The organism is Bacillus sp. ABR (assembly GCF_056172715.1).
The window spans coordinates 129,151-150,070 of sequence record NZ_JAOYSL010000006.1; the positions used below are offsets into that span (position 1 = coordinate 129,151).

Annotated in this window: 20 protein-coding genes; 10 read left to right on the forward strand and 10 right to left on the reverse strand. The window is 42.2% G+C overall.

Annotated features, from left to right (window positions below; all coding sequences use genetic code 11):
• Window positions 1-2 precede the first annotated feature (2 nt).
• The gene (locus OIT90_RS17665) at window positions 3-659 is read right to left on the reverse strand and encodes a methyltransferase domain-containing protein (RefSeq protein WP_144491769.1); all 657 of its coding nucleotides are present in this window, start codon (window positions 657-659) and stop codon (window positions 3-5) included.
• 962 nt (window positions 660-1,621) lie between these two features.
• The gene (locus OIT90_RS17670) at window positions 1,622-1,969 is read right to left on the reverse strand and encodes a YflT domain-containing protein (RefSeq protein ID WP_039177084.1); all 348 of its coding nucleotides are present in this window, start codon (window positions 1,967-1,969) and stop codon (window positions 1,622-1,624) included.
• Between the two features lie 221 nt (window positions 1,970-2,190).
• Between OIT90_RS17670 and OIT90_RS17675 the strand changes: the two genes are divergently transcribed.
• Window positions 2,191-2,568, forward strand: a complete 378-nt coding sequence (locus OIT90_RS17675) for a YfmB family protein (protein WP_041087183.1) — start codon at window positions 2,191-2,193, stop codon at window positions 2,566-2,568.
• 121 nt (window positions 2,569-2,689) lie between these two features.
• Window positions 2,690-3,694: an NADP-dependent oxidoreductase gene (locus OIT90_RS17680; protein ID WP_058837807.1), complete on the forward strand. Its 1,005-nt coding sequence runs from the start codon at window positions 2,690-2,692 to the stop codon at window positions 3,692-3,694.
• Between the two features lie 35 nt (window positions 3,695-3,729).
• Here OIT90_RS17680 and OIT90_RS17685 read toward each other — a convergent pair whose 3' ends face one another.
• Window positions 3,730-4,872 carry a DEAD/DEAH box helicase gene (locus OIT90_RS17685; RefSeq protein ID WP_058837808.1) on the reverse strand — a complete coding sequence of 381 codons (1,143 nt, stop codon included), beginning with the start codon at window positions 4,870-4,872 and terminating at the stop codon, window positions 3,730-3,732.
• 152 nt (window positions 4,873-5,024) lie between these two features.
• Between OIT90_RS17685 and OIT90_RS17690 the strand changes: the two genes are divergently transcribed.
• On the forward strand, window positions 5,025-6,578 hold the full coding sequence (locus OIT90_RS17690) for an ABC-F family ATP-binding cassette domain-containing protein (protein ID WP_025092670.1): 1,554 nt from the start codon (window positions 5,025-5,027) through the stop codon (window positions 6,576-6,578).
• Between the two features lie 46 nt (window positions 6,579-6,624).
• On the opposite strand, the gene OIT90_RS17695 is transcribed toward OIT90_RS17690, so the two are convergent.
• Window positions 6,625-7,815 carry an MFS transporter gene (locus OIT90_RS17695; protein WP_474892795.1) on the reverse strand — a complete coding sequence of 397 codons (1,191 nt, stop codon included), beginning with the start codon at window positions 7,813-7,815 and terminating at the stop codon, window positions 6,625-6,627.
• Window positions 7,816-7,871: 56 nt separating this feature from the next.
• Window positions 7,872-8,297 (reverse strand): MerR family transcriptional regulator, encoded by a 426-nt coding sequence (locus OIT90_RS17700; protein ID WP_041087175.1) that lies wholly within the window; start codon window positions 8,295-8,297, stop codon window positions 7,872-7,874.
• A 143-nt stretch (window positions 8,298-8,440) separates the two neighbouring features.
• Between OIT90_RS17700 and folE2 the strand changes: the two genes are divergently transcribed.
• Window positions 8,441-9,337: a GTP cyclohydrolase FolE2 gene (gene folE2 / locus OIT90_RS17705; protein ID WP_474892796.1), complete on the forward strand. Its 897-nt coding sequence runs from the start codon at window positions 8,441-8,443 to the stop codon at window positions 9,335-9,337.
• 31 nt (window positions 9,338-9,368) lie between these two features.
• On the opposite strand, the gene OIT90_RS17710 is transcribed toward folE2, so the two are convergent.
• On the reverse strand, window positions 9,369-11,252 hold the full coding sequence (locus tag OIT90_RS17710; protein ID WP_058837811.1) for an ABC-F family ATP-binding cassette domain-containing protein: 1,884 nt from the start codon (window positions 11,250-11,252) through the stop codon (window positions 9,369-9,371).
• A gap of 132 nt (window positions 11,253-11,384) precedes the next feature.
• On the opposite strand from OIT90_RS17710, the gene OIT90_RS17715 reads away from it, so the two are divergent.
• Window positions 11,385-12,458 carry a tetratricopeptide repeat-containing glycosyltransferase family 2 protein gene (locus OIT90_RS17715; RefSeq protein WP_039177071.1) on the forward strand — a complete coding sequence of 358 codons (1,074 nt, stop codon included), beginning with the start codon at window positions 11,385-11,387 and terminating at the stop codon, window positions 12,456-12,458.
• Between the two features lie 180 nt (window positions 12,459-12,638).
• Complete coding sequence (locus OIT90_RS17720; RefSeq protein ID WP_039177068.1) at window positions 12,639-14,030, forward strand: amino acid permease; 1,392 nt, start codon at window positions 12,639-12,641, stop codon at window positions 14,028-14,030.
• Window positions 14,031-14,065: 35 nt separating this feature from the next.
• On the opposite strand, the gene OIT90_RS17725 is transcribed toward OIT90_RS17720, so the two are convergent.
• Window positions 14,066-14,299, reverse strand: coding sequence for a hypothetical protein (locus OIT90_RS17725; protein ID WP_024424583.1), 234 nt, complete (start codon window positions 14,297-14,299; stop codon window positions 14,066-14,068).
• Window positions 14,300-14,305: 6 nt separating this feature from the next.
• Window positions 14,306-14,563: a hypothetical protein gene (locus OIT90_RS17730; RefSeq protein WP_003213975.1), complete on the reverse strand. Its 258-nt coding sequence runs from the start codon at window positions 14,561-14,563 to the stop codon at window positions 14,306-14,308.
• Window positions 14,564-14,628: 65 nt separating this feature from the next.
• On the opposite strand from OIT90_RS17730, the gene OIT90_RS17735 reads away from it, so the two are divergent.
• A complete protein-coding gene (locus OIT90_RS17735) occupies window positions 14,629-15,108 on the forward strand; it encodes an Hsp20/alpha crystallin family protein (RefSeq protein WP_039177065.1) in 480 nt (159 codons plus the stop codon).
• Here the strand turns inward: OIT90_RS17735 and OIT90_RS17740 are convergent.
• Window positions 15,089-15,316, reverse strand: a complete 228-nt coding sequence (locus tag OIT90_RS17740; protein WP_039177063.1) for a hypothetical protein — start codon at window positions 15,314-15,316, stop codon at window positions 15,089-15,091. The two genes, OIT90_RS17735 and OIT90_RS17740, sit on opposite strands and share 20 nt — an antisense overlap.
• An 83-nt stretch (window positions 15,317-15,399) precedes the next feature.
• Here OIT90_RS17740 and OIT90_RS17745 point away from each other — a divergent pair, with 83 nt between their 5' ends.
• Window positions 15,400-15,756: a hypothetical protein gene (locus OIT90_RS17745; RefSeq protein WP_099663017.1), complete on the forward strand. Its 357-nt coding sequence runs from the start codon at window positions 15,400-15,402 to the stop codon at window positions 15,754-15,756.
• Window positions 15,757-15,761: 5 nt separating this feature from the next.
• On the opposite strand, the gene OIT90_RS17750 is transcribed toward OIT90_RS17745, so the two are convergent.
• Entirely contained in the window at window positions 15,762-17,177 is a 1,416-nt protein-coding gene (locus OIT90_RS17750) for an SLC13 family permease (protein WP_059376762.1), read from the reverse strand.
• A gap of 262 nt (window positions 17,178-17,439) precedes the next feature.
• Here OIT90_RS17750 and pbp4 point away from each other — a divergent pair, with 262 nt between their 5' ends.
• On the forward strand, window positions 17,440-19,479 hold the full coding sequence (gene pbp4, locus OIT90_RS17755) for a penicillin-binding protein PBP4(5) (protein WP_458209869.1): 2,040 nt from the start codon (window positions 17,440-17,442) through the stop codon (window positions 19,477-19,479).
• A 147-nt stretch (window positions 19,480-19,626) separates the two neighbouring features.
• The gene (locus OIT90_RS17760) at window positions 19,627-20,865 is read left to right on the forward strand and encodes an MFS transporter (protein ID WP_126681366.1); all 1,239 of its coding nucleotides are present in this window, start codon (window positions 19,627-19,629) and stop codon (window positions 20,863-20,865) included.
• Window positions 20,866-20,920: the final 55 nt, after the last annotated feature.

The following is a 20,920-nucleotide window of genomic DNA, read 5'->3' on the forward strand; positions in this document are numbered from 1 at the left end:
TACTAGATTTTGACGGCAATGACATGATGCTGGCTTATTCCGGCCTTCGCTTGTAATGGTGATATGGATACAAGCTCAAGACCTGATGTACAAATTTTTTCGCCAAGCTGAGAATCTGAAAACGAAAAATGAAAACGGCCATCTTCTCCGATTAATCCTGTTTTCCACTCTTCTCCCCAGACAACAAGTGAAAAGACACCGCCTTCATGAAGTAAAGAAGAGACCTGTTTTAAATAACGTTCATGATCATCAGGATGTTGATGATGAAAGCAGCCATGATCTAAAATCAAATCAAACTGCATCCCGCGTCCCTGATCCATGGACCATGACATAAAATCTTGATGAACAAAGTGGACAGGAACTGTTTCTCTTTTCTGTAACCCTTCCCACTCCTCATGCTCATACAGATCGATACCGACATATGCGGAAAGCCCGCTTAAATGTTCAAGTGCACGGCCGTTGCCGCACCCGATATCCAGTACAGAAGCAAGTGCATTCTTTTCCCTTGAACGCCATGCCTTTAATGACATCACTGCTGCGTCTGTTAAGGATGGATCAGTGGACCACATATCTGTTCTTTGCTCATAATGCTCTTGGAATGCCATGCGCATCTTTTCTAAATACAATTCACTGTCTTCATGGTACAAAGCCTTTTTCATCATGAAACCTCCTTCAATTCACAATCGTCTTTTCGGGTAAAGGTGGTTTTCAAGCCAAAAACCTTATGTTAAAATGAAAGATGGATTTTTTAGGAAAATCTGTTTGTCTGAAAAAGGAGAGAAGCATCCCACATGTTCACTCTTCTTTTTCAGCATTCATCCTCCTCATATGCAGCCGTTTGAAGGCCGCCTCGCCTCAGCTTATTCTCTCTTTTTTTCATATGAGTTCACCTCCTTCACCGTTCGATCAACTCACACTCTTTATTGAAACCGCTTTCTCTTTTGTATAAGGACTTAACGCCTTTTGACTATCTCTTGCAAAGTGTTCATAGTAGAAAAACCAATCTACTGTTTAGATTGACTATCATTTTTTCTTCAAGTACATGATTCTTTGCTTTGTTTTAGTAAACCCTTTTGTAACTTAAAGGCGCTTAGGCCTTGGTTTCTGCCACCCCCTTTCACTAAGTGATGCTCCGAATAAACTCATCAGAAATTTAACAACTAATTCCATAATGACTGGAATAAGCCAAATATATTGTTTTTAGTTTATTTTGTCAACAAATTATTTCCTAAACATTAAAATGAATTTCCTAATTGAAAATACAGGTATTTTTCGTGGTTTTTTGACCTTAAAACAATTATTTCTACATAAAAATACAATTTAAACCAATAGAACTAAGAAATTTATCTACTAAATTACACAAGTTTTTTATTTAATTTTAAATCAAAATAGAAAGATACAATAATTATTTCCCGAATGGTTTTTTGTGATATTTCGACTATTTTTTTCTGATTCCCCATGTTTTTCTTTGGTATAGCGGCATTTTCAATTAGAGCGTTTACTATTTATTCCATACTTATGTATTTATTTATTATCATAAAAAAGATATATGTCTCTCCTTCAGACATGGAAGCATGAAAAAAAGCCCCTTACAAAAGTAAGAGGCTTTTTCAGTTGGCGTTTACGCCCAGTTTTTCACTTTTTCATGATCTGTGACAAAGAGAAGCACTTTCCCTTCATCTAAATGTTCTTCAAATGTCTCAGCTTCTTCTTTGGTGAAACCAATTTCATGAATTTTATTGCGGAGTTCATCTCCCTTTTTACTAAAGATGTTCCCAACCGCATGTTTAAGTCCAACTTCTCTTGAGCCTATCGTATTGGCATCTGCATTATTTGCAATACGCTCTGTTCGATCATCGTCATGGGATAGAACATAAATGTCCTCTCTTGCAACACCGATCGATTTTAATTGCTCTACATCTCTTTGAAGTGTTTCATCATTTGAATACTCTCTTACAACAGGTTTCATTTTATATTCCTCCTTTAACGTCTTACGAATCTTTTACCCGTCACTTTTGACATTAAACCTTACAAGAGCACATCCAATTTGCTTAATGAACATACCATGCCTATCGACTTATTTTTGACAAAAAGCCTGTTGAAATGACTAAATTTTCTGAAATATCGTGTTCATTCCTGTTGATTTGTTGTACAATTCTTATACTGGAGGCTAGAAATGAGGGAGAGCTGATGTATTACTTTTCAGCGGAGCAGCAGTTTAATGCTTGGGTTGTCAGTGATTTGGTGAAACAGCTTTTTCAAAAGTGGAATCCTGAAGAAGCGAATACAAAGCCGCTTACATTGTTTGCCGAACAGCACTTTCGCATCTCCATTGATTATCTCTTTTCCATCATTATTAACATTGGAGATATCGAGTCAATTGATCAAGATCCACAAGACCTGTTGTCCTCATATTTGAATATCCTTTTTCCTTTTGTGACGCGCGATATGATGAAAGCCTCCATGCAAAATGCAAACGAATATTTGTTAAAAGAACGTGATGCGGATGTGTATCAGCTGTTTGGCTGTCTCCCGCCGCTCCTCTCTGTATCTTTTCAGAAAAAGTAGTCCCCTTCGATGAGATGGCGGCTGCTTTTTTGTGTGTGTTTTGAAAAGACCGTATGTTTTGAACGAAAAGAAGCATCATGTTAATGTAAATCTAGGCTGTAAGTGAAAGGGAGGATTTGACATGAGTCAACAAAAGCAAATTCAATTAGCTAAACGTCCAAAAGGATTACCTACAAAAGATGTTTTTCATTTTGAAACAGTAGATATACCTGTACCGCAAGATGGAGAGGTCTTGGTTCAAACGAAATATGTTTCTGTAGATCCTTATATGAGAGGACGAATGCAGGATACAAAATCCTATACACCTCCGTTCAAGCTAAATGAAGTGATTCAGGGCGGTGTCGTCGGAGAAGTCGTTGAGTCGAAATCGCCTCAATTTGAAAAGGGTGATTTTGTCCTTGGATTCCTTGGCTGGCAAGAATATTCCACTGCCAAAGCTGAATCTCTGACTAAAATTGATCCGTCCATTGCGCCATTGTCCTATTATTTAGGCATCTTGGGGATGCCAGGGCAAACCGCTTACTTTGGCCTGCTTGCGATTGGTCAGCCAAAAGAAGGCGAGACGGTTGTCATTTCTGGAGCCGCAGGTGCCGTTGGTTCCGTTGTGGGACAAATCGCTAAGATCAAAGGCGCACACGTCGTGGGAATTGCCGGATCTGATGATAAACTCGCTTATTTAAAAGAATTAGGCTTTGATGAAACGATTAATTATAAAACAACGAATGATTTAGATGATGCGATTGCAAAAGCCTGTCCTAACGGCGTTGATGTGTACTTTGACAACGTAGGCGGCGAAATTTCAGATGCGGTGATGAATCATTTGAACCGTTTTGCACGCATTCCAGTATGCGGTGCCATTTCTTCTTATAATATTAGCGCAAGCGAAGATATCGGTCCGCGTGTGCAAACAAAACTCATCAAAACAAGCGCATTGATGCAGGGATTCATCGTTGCCAACTATTCAGATCGTTTTGGAGAGGCAGCGAAGGATCTCGCACAATGGGTAAAAGAAGACAAACTCACATATAAAGAAACAATCATTGAAGGCTTTGATAACATTCCTGATGCATTCCTTGGATTATTCAAAGGGGAAAATGTCGGAAAACAGCTTGTCAAAATTTCATAACAAAAAAGGACCCTCCATGTGGAAGGGTCCTTTTCTTATGCCTGCTTGGGCGCAAGCTGCAGCTGGCCTTGCTTATACACAATTTCTTCAAGCGAAAGATTTAGCTTTTTCGCCATTTTTTTCAGCATTGATTGCTCTTGAGGTGTGACAAGACTGATGACTGCGCCTTCTTTTCCAGCACGTCCGGTTCTGCCTGAACGGTGGATGTAGCCCTCTTCATTTGGCATATCTGCATGAATGACATATGGCAGGTCATCAATATCGATTCCTCTTGCTGCAATATCTGTTGCAAGGAGGAGCGGGAATTCACGCTGTTCAAATGATTTTAATATTACAGCACGCTCAGCTTTTTTTGCTTCACTATGAAGGACACCAAGGTCGACATGGTGATACGCTAATTTCTCTGCATAAATGCTTAAGTTCGTAATGTCACGCACAAAAACGAGCGCCTGCATGTCCTCAAGCCGTGATAGCTTTTGCAGTAGTTTCACTTTGTCACGCTGATCACATAACAGATAATAGTGACCCACTTTCTGCGCTTCTTCCTCACTTCTAGCAATTTTCAATACTTCTGGTTCAGATGTCATTTCTTTGATCAGCTGAACGGTTTCTTCTTTCAACGTGGCAGAAAAACAAAGGATTTGTCTTTCTTTTAATGTGGACTTAATGATCGCTTGGATCGTTTTCATATGCTCTGGCACAAGAAGTTGATCTGCTTCGTCTAATACGATCGTTTTGACTTCATGCATTTTCAGTTTCTTGATTTTGATTAATTCTTGTACTCGGCCAGGTGTCGCCACAACGATGTTCGGGTGTTTCTTTAGCTTTTCTTGCTGCTTCTTGATGTTCGCTCCACCAATCAAGGAAACCGCTTTGATGTCTGATCCTTGTTTGAACTCTTGCACGACATCAAAGATTTGCATCACAAGCTCTCTTGAAGGTGCCAAGATTAAGACTTGCGGATGCTTGATATTGACATCAATTTTATTTAAAAGCGGCAGAACATACGCAAGTGTCTTCCCCGTTCCAGTTGGCGATTCTGCGATCACATCACGCTTCTCCGTAATCCACTCTGCTGTTTTTTCTTGTATAGCTGTTGGTTTTTCGAAGCCAGCCGCTTGAAAGTTCTCTTGAATAAATGGCTTTGCTTCTTTCAAAAATGCCCAATTTTCCGTCATGTCGATCTCCTTTATCCTCATTCAATCTATCCTTTAGTATCTCAAAATCAGCTTTGAAACGCAATTTTTCTTTTGATGCTTTTATCGAGCCGGACAGTTCGATATAATCATGAGAGGCACTAGCCGTTTTGAATCTATTTGAGGTGTAAAAAATGATATTATCTGTTAAAGATTTAAGTCATGGCTTTGGCGACAGAGCCATTTTCCACGAAGTGTCCTTCCGTTTATTAAAAGGCGAGCATGTCGGCTTAATCGGCGCCAACGGTGAAGGAAAGTCAACGTTTATGAATATTATTACTGGCAAGCTGGAGCCAGATGCAGGAAAAGTCGAATGGGCGAAAAATGTCCGTGTCGGCTATCTTGATCAGCATACCGTGCTAGAAAAGGGAAGAACGATCCGTGAAGTCCTTCAGGATGCATTCCATTATTTATTTTCAATGGAAGCCGCGATGAATGACATTTATGGCAAAATGGGTGAAGCCGATCCTGATGAGCTGGAAAAGCTGTTAGAGGAAGTGGGCGTCATTCAGGATGCACTGACAAACAATGATTTCTATATCATTGATTCTAAGGTCGAGGAAATTGCAAGAGGTCTTGGCTTAACAGATCTCGGGCTGGACCGTGATGTGACGGAGCTCAGCGGCGGTCAGCGTACGAAGGTGCTGCTAGCGAAATTGCTGTTAGAGAAGCCAGAAATTCTCCTTCTCGATGAGCCGACCAACTATTTGGATGAGCAGCATATTGAGTGGCTGAAGCGTTATTTACAAGAATATGAAAATGCGTTTATCCTCATTTCACATGATATTCCGTTTTTAAACAGTGTCATCAACTTGATTTATCATGTTGAAAATCAAGAACTCACGCGCTATGTTGGCGACTACGACCAATTTAAACAAGTGTACGAAGTCAAAAAGCAGCAGCTCGAAGCAGCCTATAAAAGACAGCAGCAGGAAGTGGCTGAACTAAAGGATTTTGTCGCAAGAAACAAAGCACGTGTCAGCACAAGAAATATGGCGATGTCCCGCCAAAAGAAACTGGATAAGATGGATATGATTGAACTCGCAGCAGAAAAGCCAAAACCAGAATTCCACTTTAAACAAGCACGTACTTCTGGGAAACTGATTTTTGAAACGAAAGATTTGGTCATCGGTTATGATGAACCGCTCTCTCGCCCATTGAATTTGAAAATGGAACGCGGACAAAAAATTGCGTTGTACGGTGCTAACGGTATCGGTAAAACGACGCTGCTCCGAAGTCTTCTTGGGGAAATCACACCTATTTCTGGTGAGGTGGAACGTGGAGAATTCTTGCATATTGGCTACTTTGAGCAAGAAGTAAAAGAGCAAAACAGCAATACTTGTATTGAAGAAGTATGGAGCACCTTCCCTTCTTACACACAATATGAAGTCAGAGCCGCTCTTGCAAAATGCGGATTAACGACAAAACATATTGAAAGCCGTGTATCTGTTTTAAGCGGAGGAGAAAAAGCAAAGGTCCGTCTTTGCAAGCTGATCAACGAAGAAACCAACTTACTTGTTCTCGATGAGCCGACAAACCACTTAGATGTCGATGCAAAAGAAGAACTAAAACGCGCGTTAAAAGAATATAAAGGCAGCGTCTTATTGATTTCTCACGAACCTGAATTTTATCAAGATGTGGCAACCGAAACTTGGAATTGCGAATCTTGGACAACAAAAGTATTATAACGACAAAAAAGCCTCATATCTTCAAAAGATATAAGGCTTTTTCTCATTAATGACCTGCTTGGATATTCACCAAATGCTTACGTCCAAGGAGGAGGATGATCATGCCTAAGAGAACCACAGCAGCCCCGACATAATAAGGTGTACTTGCTGTATAGGATTCAGCGAGAATTCCGGCAATCCAAGGAGCAATCGCGCCCCCAATAAATCGTACAGCACTGTAAGAGGATGAAGCAATTGAACGTTCAACCGGTGCTGATCCCATCACAGCTGTCGTGAGCACTGTATTGATCATACCGAGAATTCCCCCAGCAATGACAATTCCGCAGATCACGACCACAGAATGAGACGTCCATACCCCAATACCGAATAAAATCACAGCAAACGAAGCAAACAGAACGACAAGCGAGGTCAATGTCCCAAGTTTGCGATGAATGACTGGCGCTGAGAAGACAGAGGTCACAGCCAAGAATAGCCCCCATCCAAAAAAGACATATCCAAGTCCATGCTCATCAAGATGGAGCACAAATGGCGAATACGCTAAAAGCACAAAGAAACCGAAATTGTATAAGAAAGCGGCAGATGCCATCGTTAAAAGTCCTTTATATTTTAACGCCCCGACCGCCTCAAATAATTTCACTTTTTTCTGCGGCTTTTGCATAGGTGGAAGCATAAAGGTAATCGCTAAAAGAGCAATAAGCATTAACACGGCAACGCCAAAGAAAGGCCCGCGCCAAGAAATTGTGCCAAGCTCACCGCCAAGTAGCGGTCCAACCGATATCCCAAGACCTAGTGCTGCCTCGTATAAAATAATGGCCTTCGCACTTCCTCCAACAGATACACCAACAATGACAGAGAGTGCAGTTGAAATAAATAAAGCATTCCCAATGCCCCATCCGCCTCTAAAGCCAATTAATTCATTAATCGTTGAAGAAGTACCACCTAAAGCAGAAAAAACAATAATAAAAATGAGTCCAACTAATAACGTCCATTTCGCACCAATCCGACTAGAAATAAAGCCGGTAAAGAACATCACAAAGCCGGTTACAAGTAAGTAGCTTGTAAATAAAAGAGAGACCTGGCTTGGAGATGCGTGTAATTGCGATGCAATGGCTGGCAGGATCGGGTCGACGAGTCCTATTCCCATAAACGAAATCACACACGCAAAGGCAACAGCCCAAACGGCTTTTGGCTGCCTAAGCAAACTTGTACGCTGTTTCAACACTTCTTCTTCCTTCATTCCATCAGAACCTTTCCTTCAAATGTTGACAAAATAAAATAAACACGCAGAGGTGTTTATTTTTGTAATTGCTCAATTGCATGAGCCGCTCTTTCTTTCATCGCTTCAAGATCCTTTTTAAAGGATTGAATCGTTTCAAGCTTTTTTGTTATCAATTGATGCTGTATGTTGAGCTGCGCATCAATATCTAAAAGCTTCTCTAATCGCTCCTTCGGATCAAGCGACAGCAAGTAGCCTTCTTTATTCAGCTCTAGCTGCTTTCCGATTTCCATAAACGATTGAAGCTCCTGTAAAGAAAAGCCGAGTACCTCTTTTGCCTGCATCACTTTCTCTAGCTCTTCCATATCGTCCTCTGAGTAAAGTCTGACACCGCCCTCAGTCCGCTTTGGTGCTGATAATAAACCAATCTCTTCATAGAAACGAATCGTCCGTTTTGTCAGTCCGCTTCTTTTCGCCACTTGATCAATTTTCATCCATTCCATCGCCAGTGCCTCCTGCTCATCAATTCATGTTTTATTATACACCTTTATAACCTTAACGTAAACGTCAAAGTTTTAACACTTGATTTATTCCATATGTTATCGCAAAATAAATAGTAATAATTACGATTTATAGGAGGTACCATATGCGCTCATTTCCACCTAAAGTAGAACGGCACCAGCTATTCGGATCTGTACCGCCAAGTCTTGGCACAAAGCCTTGGCAAAAAGAGGACATGACAGACATTCAAAAAACAGAGCAGGACTTTTATTTTCATCTTGAACAAGTCGGGGTCTGCCGCATGTCCTATCCCATACATATCGTATCTAAAACAGCACCACAGCGCCAAACAACCACTGCTGAATTCTCACTGAGTACATCCCTGCCAGCCCATCAAAAAGGCATTCATATGAGCCGTCTCACTGAACAGCTGCACTCGTTTTATGAGAGCAGCAAGCCGCTTGATGTGAATACCCTAAAAGAATGGACGGCAGCGCTCGCCCGGAAAATGAATCAATCCTCTGCTTCCATTCAAGTTTCATTTCCATGGTACATGGAAAAACAGAGTCCAGTCACCGGGCGGTCAGGCTTGATGCATGCAACTGTCAAATATGACGTCCATTTTCATGAAAAGGACGGATGGACCTGTCACGTTGGGTGCGATGCACAGGTCACGACATTATGTCCCTGTTCCAAAGAAATCAGTGAATATGGTGCCCATAATCAGCGCGGGTCTGTTTCCATCCAAGTAGAGTTGTTTGAACAAGCAGCGCTCCCTGACGACATCAAGACCGCTCTTTTACATATCATTGAGTCCAATGCGAGCGCACCGCTTTATCCCGTGCTCAAAAGACCTGATGAAAAGAAAGTGACAGAAGAGGCTTATGAAAATCCGCGCTTTGTAGAAGATATCACAAGGTTAATTGCCATTGAATTATATGAGCAGCCATGGATCAGAGGCTTTCAAGTCGAGTGTCGTAATGAGGAATCCATCCACCAGCATGATGCGTATGCCAAATGCTCCTATCAAAAAAACCTGTAGATCGCTCTACAGGTTTTTTATTTCCACATCTTTATTCATTCATTTCCTCAATCATAAGAGATAGTTCTGTCCAGCGGTCCATTGCTTGTTCTAATTCTTCCGCAACGGCTTTTTGTTCGTCCATCAGCTCTTGAATTTTCCCAAAATCACTGCCTGCCTCTGCAATGCTGGCTTCAAGCTGCTGATGTTTTTCCTCTAATGCTTGTATCCGGTCTTCAATCCCATCCCATTCAAGCTGGTCTTTATAAGAAAGTTTTTTTCTCTTTTTAGGCGCAGCTTCTACTTGTTTTTCAGCAGGCTTTGTCTCTGTCCGTTTCTGCTCTTTTTCCTGTTCCATATAATCGCTGTATGCACCTTGGAAGTGTGAGATTCGCCCATTTCCTTCAAAGACAAGCAGGCGGTGAACCACTCGGTCTAAGAAATAACGATCATGGGACACGGTGATGACGACGCCAGGGAACTGCTCTAAATAATCCTCTAAAATACTGAGGGTTTCTGTATCAAGGTCGTTCGTCGGCTCATCTAAAAAGAGAACATTCGGCTCTTCCATTAAGACCTTCAATAAATACAATCTGCGGCGTTCTCCCCCTGACAGTTTACGAATATACGTCCGCTGCATCGATCTTGGGAAAAGGAAGCGCTCCAGCATCTGCTCTGCTGTTACAATGGCGCCATCAGACGTCTTGACGATCTCAGCTGTTTCCTTGATGTACTCAATGATGGTCAGCTCATCATTCATTTCCTTGTGATCCTGCGTGTAGTAACCAATACGAACGGTTTGTCCAATGGTCAATTGTCCTGAAGTCGGTTCAATCTTACCTGCTAGACAGTTCAGTAAAGTGGTTTTGCCAACTCCATTCGGTCCGATAAATCCGATACGATCGCCCGGCACGACTAAATCTGTAAACCGCTCCACAAGAGTCTGGCCAGCAAATGAAATTGATAAGTCTTCTGCCTCTATCACTTGTTTCCCCAAGCGGTGCGAGCCGATGGCAAAATCAAGCTCTCCCTTCGCATCAGGTCCTTTTTGATCCTTCAGCTCTTCGACTCTGCCAATACGTGCTTTCTGCTTTGTCGTTCTTGCTTTCGCTCCTCGTCTTAGCCATGCAAGCTCTCGTCTAAGCAAGTTTTGACGCTTCGTTTCTTTCACCTGAGCTTCTGCTTCCCGCTCCGCTCTTTTTTCTAAAAAGACTTCATAATTTCCTTTATACGTATAAAGCTGTCCTTGATTTAACTCATAAATCCGATTGGCTACCCGATTTAAGAAATAACGATCGTGCGTCACGAGGATGACAGCACCGCTATATTGGCTTAAGTATCCTTCAAGCCATTCAATCGTTGCATTATCAAGATGGTTGGTTGGCTCATCTAAAATCAACAAACCAGCAGGCTGAATTAAATTTTTAGCAATGGCGACACGTTTTTTCTGTCCGCCTGATAATGCATGTACAGAGCGGCTTACATCTTTCACGCCAAGCTTTGTCAAAATCGTTTTGGCTGAAAGGTTCGCATCCCAAGCATCTTCTTGATCCATTCGATTTTGCATGCGCATCAGTGCCTCTTGTTTTGCCTCATTTTGCGGATCATGCTCTAAATCGGCGAGTGCCTTTTCATACGCCTTCATCGTTTGAATCATTGGTGCCGTTCCCGAAAAAATATAGTCAAGAATCGTTTCATTCCCGCTCATTTCAGGATCTTGTTCGAGAAATTCGATATCAAGTGTCCCTGCCTTCGTGATGTCACCTTCCTCAAACGATTCAAGTCCTGCAATGACCTTTAGCAGCGTTGACTTCCCTGTTCCATTTGGTCCAATCAATCCGATGCGTTCCTTTGGTTCTATATGAAAAGAAATATGATCAAACAGCGTTTTCTCGCCATAGGTTTTATATAATCCTTCAACATTCAATAAACTCATTTTATCAGCCCTTACATAGATTCTTTCTTTATTTTAAATCAGCCAGTAGCAGAAAACTAGTTTTAAAAAACCCGCTGCAGAAAAGAATGTTTCCTTTTGATGCTCGATACACTATGAAGAGGTGATCTAAAGATGATAACCATTAGCTTATGTATGATTGTGAAAAATGAAGAGGAGGTGCTGGCGGACTGCCTTTCGTCTGTTCAAGACATTGTCGATGAGATGATCATCGTTGATACAGGATCAACAGATCAAACGAAGGAAATCGCTCATTCCTTTTCAGCAAAAGTGCTGGATTTTGAATGGGTCCAGCATTTTGCAAAAGCACGCAACTTTGCTTTCTCACATGCAGCGAAAGAGTATATTTTATGGCTCGATGCTGACGATGTTCTGCTTGAAGAAGACCGCCAAAAACTGCTTCAGCTCAAGCAGACACTTGATCCCTCGGTGGATGCTGTTTCGATGTTTTATCATGTGGGATTCGATGAAAACGGTCAAGTCAATTTCAAATATAGAAGAAATCGCCTTGTGAAGCGTTCCTTGAACTTTCAGTGGTACGGGGCCGTTCATGAGTTTCTTCAAGTGTATGGAAACATCCTTCCTGCAGATATCGCCGTCACACATCAAAAACGCAAGAAAACAACTGCTGGTGAGCCTGGGCGCAACTTGCGAATTTATGAAGACATGCTGGCAAAAGGAGAGGATATGACGCCCCGTGATCTCTTTTACTTTGCCAATGAATTAAGAGACAACGGTCAGCGTGTCAAAGCGATTCGTTTTTATCATGAATTTTTAAACACAAAACAGTGCTGGATTGAGGATGAAATTCGCACATGCCAATATTTAGCGGACTGCTATTATGCGGAAGGCTATGAGGAAGCGGCCTTATCCTCCTTATTGCGATCCTTCTTATATGATCAGCCCCGTCCAGAATTTTGCTGCCGGATCGGGGATCATTTAAAAATACAAAATAAACATCAGGCAGCCATCTTTTGGTATGAGCAGGCGCTGAAGGCTCCTGAAAACGAAACAGCTTTCACACTGACACAATATAAAACGTGGTATCCTCACCTCCAGCTTTGCTACTGTTATTATCAGCTCGGCAACCTGGAACAAGCCAAAATACATCACCGTGCCTCCTCGGCCCATCATCCAACTCATCCAAGTGTGCTGTACAATGAAAAAATATTTGCTGAACAGACTTAGATTGTCTGACACCACATCCGCCTTCGATCTCCCGGCGGATGTTTCTTTTTAAAGGCTTATTCGGTTGTGAGGTTTAACACTTTAGTGATTTAAAGCGTTTTTCAACCAATTGACTAAATTATCATTTGCGCATATACTAACATTCGTCTTACGAAAAGATTTATCCATTAGGAGGTCAACATGAGTTCTTTATTTCGAAAAAAATCTCTCGACCAGCTCATGCTTGAAAGTCAAACGAAGCGGCTCAGCCGTTCTTTGAATACGTTTGATTTAATCTTGCTTGGCATTGGCTGTGTGGTCGGGACTGGGATCTTTGTCATTACGGGGGTTGCTGCGGCAAATGATGCAGGACCTGCGATTATTATATCTTTTATTTTGGCTGCGATCGCATGCGCCCTTGCTGCTTTTTGCTATGCTGAATTCTCCTCATCCATTCCTGTGTCAGGAAGCGTCTATACGTATTCCTACGCAACACTTGGAGAATTTCTCGCCTTCTTAATGGGCTGGGATCTCATGCTTGAATATGTCATTGCGCTCTCTGCTGTGGCAAGTGGATGGTCGTCCTATTTTCAATCACTGCTCAGCGGATTCGGTCTTCACATACCGAAGGCTTTATCAGCTGCACCTGGAGCCGCTGATGGGGCCGTCTTTAACCTTCCAGGCGCACTCATTATTTTGCTTATCACCTTTATCGTCTCAAGAGGCGTCAAAGAAAGTACAAAGCTGAATAACATCATTGTGCTGATCAAAATTGCCATCGTCCTACTCTTTATCATTTCAGGCTTTGCTTACGTCAAACCTGAAAACTGGACACCGTTTATGCCAATGGGCTTTAACGGCGTGATCGCAGGCGCGGCAACCGTCTTTTTTGCTTACCTCGGATTTGATGCGATCGCCAATGCATCTGAAGAGGTCAAAAATCCGCAAAAGGCGATGCCGGTTGGAATTATCGGAGCGCTCGGCGTTTGTACCATTTTATACATCGGGGTTTCCTTTGTCTTAACAGGCATGGTTCACTATACGAAGCTGAATGTCAGTGATCCTGTCGCATTTGCTCTTCAAGTAGTTGGCCTGAATAGTGTGGCGGGTATCATATCAGCCGGTGCTATTATTGGGATTACCACGGTTCTCATTGCCTTGGTTTATGCACAGGTTCGCTTAACTTTTGCGATGAGCCGCGATGGGCTTATGCCAAATATTTTCTCAAAGGTTCATCCAAAATCGCAAACGCCCGTTGCCAACACTTGGCTGACAGGTGCAGTCGCAGCGTGTATCGTAGGTTTTGTAAATTTATCGACGCTCGCGAATTTAGTCAGCATCGGTACACTGGCAGCCTTCACGGTGATTTCCATTGCGGTCATCATTTTACGGAAAAAACATCCGAATCTTAAAGCAGCATTTAAAGTACCGTTCGTGCCTGTGCTTCCGATTATCAGTGCGATCATTTGTATGACATTGGCTGCCACACTGAAATGGGAGACATGGAGAGCCTTCCTCATCTGGATCGCCATCGGTGTTGTTGTCTATTTCACCTATGCAAGACGAAAAAGCCATCTGAATGAAACAAATTAGAAAAGAGACTCGGGGATTCCCGGTCTCTTTTTTTCTTAAACCACGCTGTTTTTGACTGAATTTGAGTCCACCATATCTGGATCTAACACGCTTGAAATCGGAATGACAAGCGGTGAACAATCTCCATTGTCCTCACCAAAACCTTGATTCAATTTCATCGAGAGAAAATAATCAATCTGCTGATAAGGTCCTAGCGTCAGTGATGCACCCCGATCCATTGCATTGATTTTAAAAGCACCGACATTGACGACTGAAGGTGAGAATAACATCACACGTCACTTCCTTTGAATGGGTTTAGCTGCTGGTGAAAAAGAGGCAGGTGAGTCCACTTGATCTCGATCATCTACATGGCTTTTTGTACCGACAAAACCGCTGGCATCTCCAAAATTCTGTCCGTAACCCTGATTTTTTTTATCTGAGTTTTGCCACTCTGCTAACAAATTTTGTCCGACATTCACCGCCGACGCATTTTCAAAGGAATTAATTTTTAACATGAAAATATTAATATTGATATACGGAGTTGGTTGAACCACAGATAAACCTCCTTTTTATAGGTATATGCAAGCACCCATCAAGTATGTTAACGGGAGGTCTTCACATGGACTTCGAAAAAATGAAACAGTGGATGGATATTGCCCAGCAAATGCATGGAGATGATTTTTGGAAAATGATCTTCGACGATGAGCAAAGATCCCCCTTTATGGCAAACGGTCCATCTCCATTTACATTCACACAGCAGGATCAGCGGGGATCAGATGCGTCGTTTCCACCAATCGACATGGTGGAAACCCCTACAGAAATTCAATACTTAATTTACTTGCCTGGCTACCGAAAGGAAGATGTTCAGGTGTTATCATATGGTGAATATTTGGTTGTGAAAGGACAGCGTTTTTCCTTTTTTAACGAGCAGGACTTTCGCCAAAAGCAAGGGAAGTATGGTCCGTTTGAAAAGAAAATCCGCCTTCCAGAAATGATTCTTGGTCAAATGAATGCTGCCTTTAAAGACGGGGTACTTTACATCCGCCTGCAAAAGGATGAAGGAAAAGCGACTGCTATCATCATAGATGACGAATATTGATACTCACTGCGTCTATTTGATCACGATCATCAATTGTTTCAATTGGCAGGATCGTGATCACGCCATCAGCATTCTGTTCCCCAAATCCATTGTTTCTTTTGATCGTACTGCAATGATTGCGAACAAACGTCGAGCCAAACGTCATGGATGAACCTGTGCCAATCGAATTCGTTTTCATATGGGCAATGTGAATCTGAGTAGGCAGCATATACTTCTCCCCTTTCTTGTCATCTCTATAAGTATATATGCGATTGCTTTTCCATAGACTAGAGCAAGGCGGAAGAAAAGGTTGTGGTCTACTTGAAACATTTCATTCAATCACTCTTTAAAAAAACTGAATCCAGTCCATCCCCATCTGTCGTTGAGCTAGAAAAAAGACTCGCCGCTCTTGAGCAAAAAATGTCTGCACCAGCTGCTCCTGTCTCAGAAGATACACACATCCATATCGAATCCCTGCACGTGGACAAAATTGATTACCACTTAGAATTTGGGGAGCTTTCTATTGACCAGCTTCAAGGCAGGCTCAATATTGGGGCAACCTATTACACGCCAAAGGAAACGCGCATCAAAAAATCCACACAAACACCGAAGCCAAAAGAAACAAAAACACCGGTCGTCTCAATTCGATCAAAGCCTTCTTCTTCTTAATGCACTCAGCTTTTCAGCACAATCGGCAGCCAGAAATAGACCGCAAGAACAATCACCACAATACTGATGATATTTAACCAAAAGCCTGCCCTGACCATATCTGATATTTTCAGCACATCCGCACTAAAGACAGCGGCGTTTGGCGGTGTGGATATCGGCAGCATAAACGCGCAAGAGGAAGCCAAAGCAGCAGCGGCCATTAACCCATACGGCTCGATTCCAATCGCAAGCCCAAGCCCTACCGTTATCGGAATAATCATATTGGCAACAGCCGTATTTGACATAATTTCAGTCATAAACAGAATCGCTCCCGTTAAAATAATCAACAGCATGATATACGAAAGCCCGTTTAAATGCTGTAGATTTTCTCCGATCCATCCTGTTAGATTGGTTTCTGCAAAGCCCGTAGCGAGCGAAAGCCCTCCTCCAAACAAAAGCAAAAGTCCCCAAGGCAGTTGTTTCATATCCTGCCATTCTAATATTCTCTCTCCATTTGTTGCTGGAATGAGAAATAACAGCATGGCACCGAAAATGGCGATAGACGTATCAGATACGGTCATCCCTCCAAACAAAAAGAGCTTAAAAATCCATAAGAACGCCGTCATGAGAAAAACAACAAATACCCATTTTTCTTCTCTTTTCATTTTTCCTAAATCCTCTAATCCCTTTTGAATGAACGATGCACTCATTTCACCTGTGTGTTCTACCTTGAACTGTACCCTCGTCAAATACAAAAATAAGAGAATGAGCAGAATCAGCGCAACAGGAAAACCAAACATAAACCATTCAAAAAACATAATCTCCCGATCTAGCAGTTTTTTTGACATCGCAGCAAACACCGCATTTGGCACAGAACCGACAAGTGTCGCCAATCCTCCTATTGACGCTGAATACGCAACCGACAATAAGATGCTTTTACTGAATCGATCAAGAGATGGACCAGATAAGATTTCATTTGTCTTAACCTCTTTAATCACTGCAAGTGCCACTGGCAGCATCATGAGGGCAGTCGCTGCATTCGAAATCCACATAGATAAAAAAGCAGTCGCGATCATGACACCTAATACAATGCGGTCACTTCTTGTGCCAATCACCCTTAAAATGTGTAAAGCCATTCTTCTATGTAATTTCCATTTTTCAATGGCAATTGCGATCATAAATCCTCCCATGTACATAAAGACGATCGGATCTCCATAAGACCTTGATGTTTGTTCCATAGAAAGCCCGCCAAGTGTCGGCAGCAGGATGATGGGCAATAAAGATGTAGCAGGAATGGGAAGTGCTTCAGTCACCCACCATGTGGCCGTCCAAGCCGTAATGCCCAAGACTACCCTCGCAGCATAGGTCAATTCATCTTCAGGTATGAGAAAAAAAATGAGCAAAAATAGTGTCGGTCCAAGAACAAGTCCAATCAAATTCACCTTTTTATAAACGATAACAATTCCCCCTAATGAAAGCGCTTGTCATATTTTTTCTAATTTTTCACATTCGATGATCTTTTAAGAAATCCTTTAAATCATAAGAAAAAATGAAGATATCTTTCATTACGAAATAGCTGTTTTTTAACCCCATTCCCCAAACCTTGACATGATCCCTTGGTCTATTTTCATAGGAGAAACTATACAAATCACGACCATTCACTGTAAAATATAGAGGATCTAATCAAAAATTGAGGTGTTTTCATTGTATACGGATCAACGAAAATCATTTTGGAAACAGAAAAAAGTCATCATCCCTCTTCTTAGCATCATCGTAGTTGCTGCTGCTTTCTTTTTCTTAAAAGATACTCTTTTCTCTAAGGAAAAAGAAGCTTTAAAAGCCGCTCAAAACTTTACGGAACATATGAAGAAGAAAGACTTTACGAAGCTGGCAGATGAGGTGACAAGTGCATCTTTGAAAGCCAATGACTTTTCAAAAAAACAACTAGCCGAAAAATACGACAATATTTTCAACGGTATTGGTGCTTATGACCTGAACATTTCAAAGCTCAACGTTGAAAAACAGGACAAAGGAAATGGGTATCAATTTTCCTATGATGTCACGATGAAAACGTCTCTTGGCAAGCTGCATAAGCTGTCTTACAAGGGCGTTCTTTCCGAAGAGGACGACAAGTGGAAAGTGGACTGGAAGCCAAATCTCATCTTCCCGCAAATGGAGAAAGGAGATACCATCAAGGTCAAAGCTGACCCTGCTGTCCGCGGAAACATTGTCGACCGAAAAGGACGTACACTGGCAGAAACAACTGGTGGAAACGCACTTGGCGTCATCCCAGGAAAGCTCGGAACAGGAGAAGAAAAAGAACGCAATATCAAAAAGATCAGCAAAGCTTTTGATATAGAGGAAGAACTAATCAACAATCAATTGAAACAAGCATGGGTCACAGACGACACGTTTGTCCCGCTCAAATCGATGTTAAAACAAAAACCGATTCCAAAGGACGTAAATGGCGTTACCTATCAAACGAAGGAAATGCGCTACTATCCATATAACAAAGCCGCCGCTCATCTCACCGGGTATGTCGGAAAAGCAAATGCGGATGATATCAAAAGAAATCCAGCATTAAAGGCAGATCAAATCATCGGCAAAACCGGCCTTGAATTTACATTTGACAAAAACTTACGCGGACAAGATGGCGGAAGCATTCTCATCGTCCATGATGAAACAGGTATTGAAGAAACATTGCAAAAATCAGATCGAAAAGATGGAAAAACAGTGAAGCTGACGATTGATGCTTCTTTACAGAAAAAAGCCTATGATCAGTTGAAAGGCGAAAAAGGGGCCGTCACAATCATGAATCCATCATCAGGCGATCTATTAGCGCTTGTCAGCACCCCTTCCTACGATGTCAATCTCATGACAAACGGGATTACACCTAAGCAATATCAGGCATACAGTGAAAATCCAGACCTTCCATTCCAAGCTCGATATGCGAGCCGGTATGCGCCAGGGTCCACATTCAAAACCATTACAGCAGCCATTGGGCTGGAAACAGGTGTCACAAAGCCTGACAAAGTGCGTACCATTCACGGACTAAAATGGCAAAAGGATCAATCTTGGGGAAATTATCGCATCACACGGGTTCACGATAAAGAAAAAGTAAATATGGTCGATGCCCTTGTATACTCAGACAATATTTATTTTGGACAGGAAGCACTCGAAATCGGCAAAGACACCTACGAGCAAAAAGTGAAAGCATTTGGGTTTGGCGAAGACTTACACATGCCATTTACAATGAAGCCTGCACAAGTATCGAACGATGGCATTCAATCGGATATCTTACTGGCTGACTCGGCGTATGGCCAAGGCGAATTACTCATGTCACCAATTGAACAAGTACATGCCTATTCTCCATTTGCCACAGGAGGCAAGCTTGTCTACCCTCGAGTGATTCAAGATGAAAAAACAGCATCACCAAAACAAATCATCAAAGAAGGCACGGCAAACACAGTGAAAGACGCATTGACTAAGGTCGTGACCAGTCCAAACGGAACAGCCCACTCCTTACAAATCGAAGGAGCGGATATTGCCGCTAAAACGGGTACGGCAGAATTAAAGAGCAAACAAGGTGCAACAGACGGCACTGAAAATGGATTTTTACTTGCGTTTAATCCTAAAAAAGAAGATTACGTCCTCGTCGGCATGATCGAAGGTGTGAAAAACCGCGGCGGCAGTGGACTTGTCGTTCAAAAAATGAAGCCTGTGATTGCTTCTTTTTACAAATAACTCTTTAGAGACACAAGCTCAATCAAGCGCTTGTGTCTCTTTTTTTCTAAATCATGACAATTTGCTATTGTTTTATAGTTCACCTTATGAATAAAATGAGAAGAATGCAAAAATCAGAAAACAGATAAATGAAGGGAGGAAGTCTCATTGGCCATTGCTGCTCGTACAAAGGATAAACCTCAACATTCTGTTACCGGCTCAACGGTTTATCCCATCCTATTGATTATTGGTATTTGTCATATGCTGAACGACACACTTCAAGCCGTTATTCCTGCGATGTTCCCTATTTTGGAACGCTCAATGGGGCTGACCTTTACACAATTAGGGCTGATTGCCTTTACATTAAATATGGTCTCCTCCGTGATGCAGCCTGCTATTGGTTGGTACACAGATAAACGGCCGATGCCTTATGCACTTCCGATTGCTTTATTTTCAAGTGCTATCGGTATATTCGGACTCGCGTTTGCTCCATCTTTTGCCACCATTCTGCTTTGCGTTGTCTTTATCGGACTTGGCTCTGCGATCTTCCATCCAGAGGGCTCCCGTGTTGCGAACATGGCAGCTGGTCCAAGACGAGGACTTGCACAGTCCATCTATCAAGTAGGCGGGAATACAGGTCAAGCCTTTGCTCCGCTTATCGCTGCATTAATGCTCGTACCGCTCGGTCAGACAGGCGTGGCTTGGTTTACGATTGTTGGAATGATAGCGGTCGGTTTTCTTCTTTATATTTCAAGATGGTATGCCGGAAGACTTCAAACCATTCGGGCCCAAGCGAAAAAAACACCTGCAAAAGCTGCTAGATCTGATATTCATCGTAAATCAGCACTCATTGCACTTGGCATTATCGTCTTTCTCATCTTCGCCCGCTCTTGGTATGGAAATGCCATTTCGAATTTCTATGCGTTTTATGCGATTGAACAATACGGTTTGACGATTAAAGAATCACAGACTTATATTTTCTTATTTCTCATTCTAGGTGCAATTGGGACATTTTTAGGCGGGCCACTTGCAGACCGCTTTGGCAAGAAAAACGTGATTTTAGTTTCCTTATTGGCATCCTTCCCGCTTGCCCTGCTGCTGCCATTTGCCGGACCCGTTTTTGCTTATGTTTTACTCGGGCTGATTGGGCTAATTTTGACATCAAGCTTCTCTGTCACCGTGGTTTATGCCCAAGAACTATTTCCCGGGAAAATTGGCACAATGTCTGGTTTAACTGTTGGGCTTGCGTTTGGTATGGGTGCAATCGGATCGGTTGCCCTCGGCTCATTCATTGATGCCTTTGGCTTAACGCCTACCATGCTCGGTGTTGCCTTTTTACCGATATTAGGCATCCTAGCCTTCTTACTTCCCAGCGACCAAACCATCTCCAAATGGAATGAATCATAAAAAGAAAACCGCTCAATAATGAGCGGTTTTTTCCGATTGTTAAAATGATGTGTAT

Coding starts and splice junctions, on each gene's coding strand:
- OIT90_RS17665 (WP_144491769.1), bottom strand. CDS start 659: ATGAAAAAGGCTTTGTACCATGAAGACAGTGAATTGTATTTAGAAAAG.
- OIT90_RS17670 (WP_039177084.1), bottom strand. CDS start 1,969: ATGAAACCTGTTGTAAGAGAGTATTCAAATGATGAAACACTTCAAAGA.
- OIT90_RS17675 (WP_041087183.1), top strand. CDS start 2,191: ATGTATTACTTTTCAGCGGAGCAGCAGTTTAATGCTTGGGTTGTCAGT.
- OIT90_RS17680 (WP_058837807.1), top strand. CDS start 2,690: ATGAGTCAACAAAAGCAAATTCAATTAGCTAAACGTCCAAAAGGATTA.
- OIT90_RS17685 (WP_058837808.1), bottom strand. CDS start 4,872: ATGACGGAAAATTGGGCATTTTTGAAAGAAGCAAAGCCATTTATTCAA.
- OIT90_RS17690 (WP_025092670.1), top strand. CDS start 5,025: ATGATATTATCTGTTAAAGATTTAAGTCATGGCTTTGGCGACAGAGCC.
- OIT90_RS17695 (WP_474892795.1), bottom strand. CDS start 7,815: ATGAAGGAAGAAGAAGTGTTGAAACAGCGTACAAGTTTGCTTAGGCAG.
- OIT90_RS17700 (WP_041087175.1), bottom strand. CDS start 8,297: ATGGAATGGATGAAAATTGATCAAGTGGCGAAAAGAAGCGGACTGACA.
- folE2 (WP_474892796.1), top strand. CDS start 8,441: ATGCGCTCATTTCCACCTAAAGTAGAACGGCACCAGCTATTCGGATCT.
- OIT90_RS17710 (WP_058837811.1), bottom strand. CDS start 11,252: ATGAGTTTATTGAATGTTGAAGGATTATATAAAACCTATGGCGAGAAA.
- OIT90_RS17715 (WP_039177071.1), top strand. CDS start 11,385: ATGATAACCATTAGCTTATGTATGATTGTGAAAAATGAAGAGGAGGTG.
- OIT90_RS17720 (WP_039177068.1), top strand. CDS start 12,639: ATGAGTTCTTTATTTCGAAAAAAATCTCTCGACCAGCTCATGCTTGAA.
- OIT90_RS17725 (WP_024424583.1), bottom strand. CDS start 14,299: ATGTTATTCTCACCTTCAGTCGTCAATGTCGGTGCTTTTAAAATCAAT.
- OIT90_RS17735 (WP_039177065.1), top strand. CDS start 14,629: ATGGACTTCGAAAAAATGAAACAGTGGATGGATATTGCCCAGCAAATG.
- OIT90_RS17740 (WP_039177063.1), bottom strand. CDS start 15,316: ATGCTGCCTACTCAGATTCACATTGCCCATATGAAAACGAATTCGATT.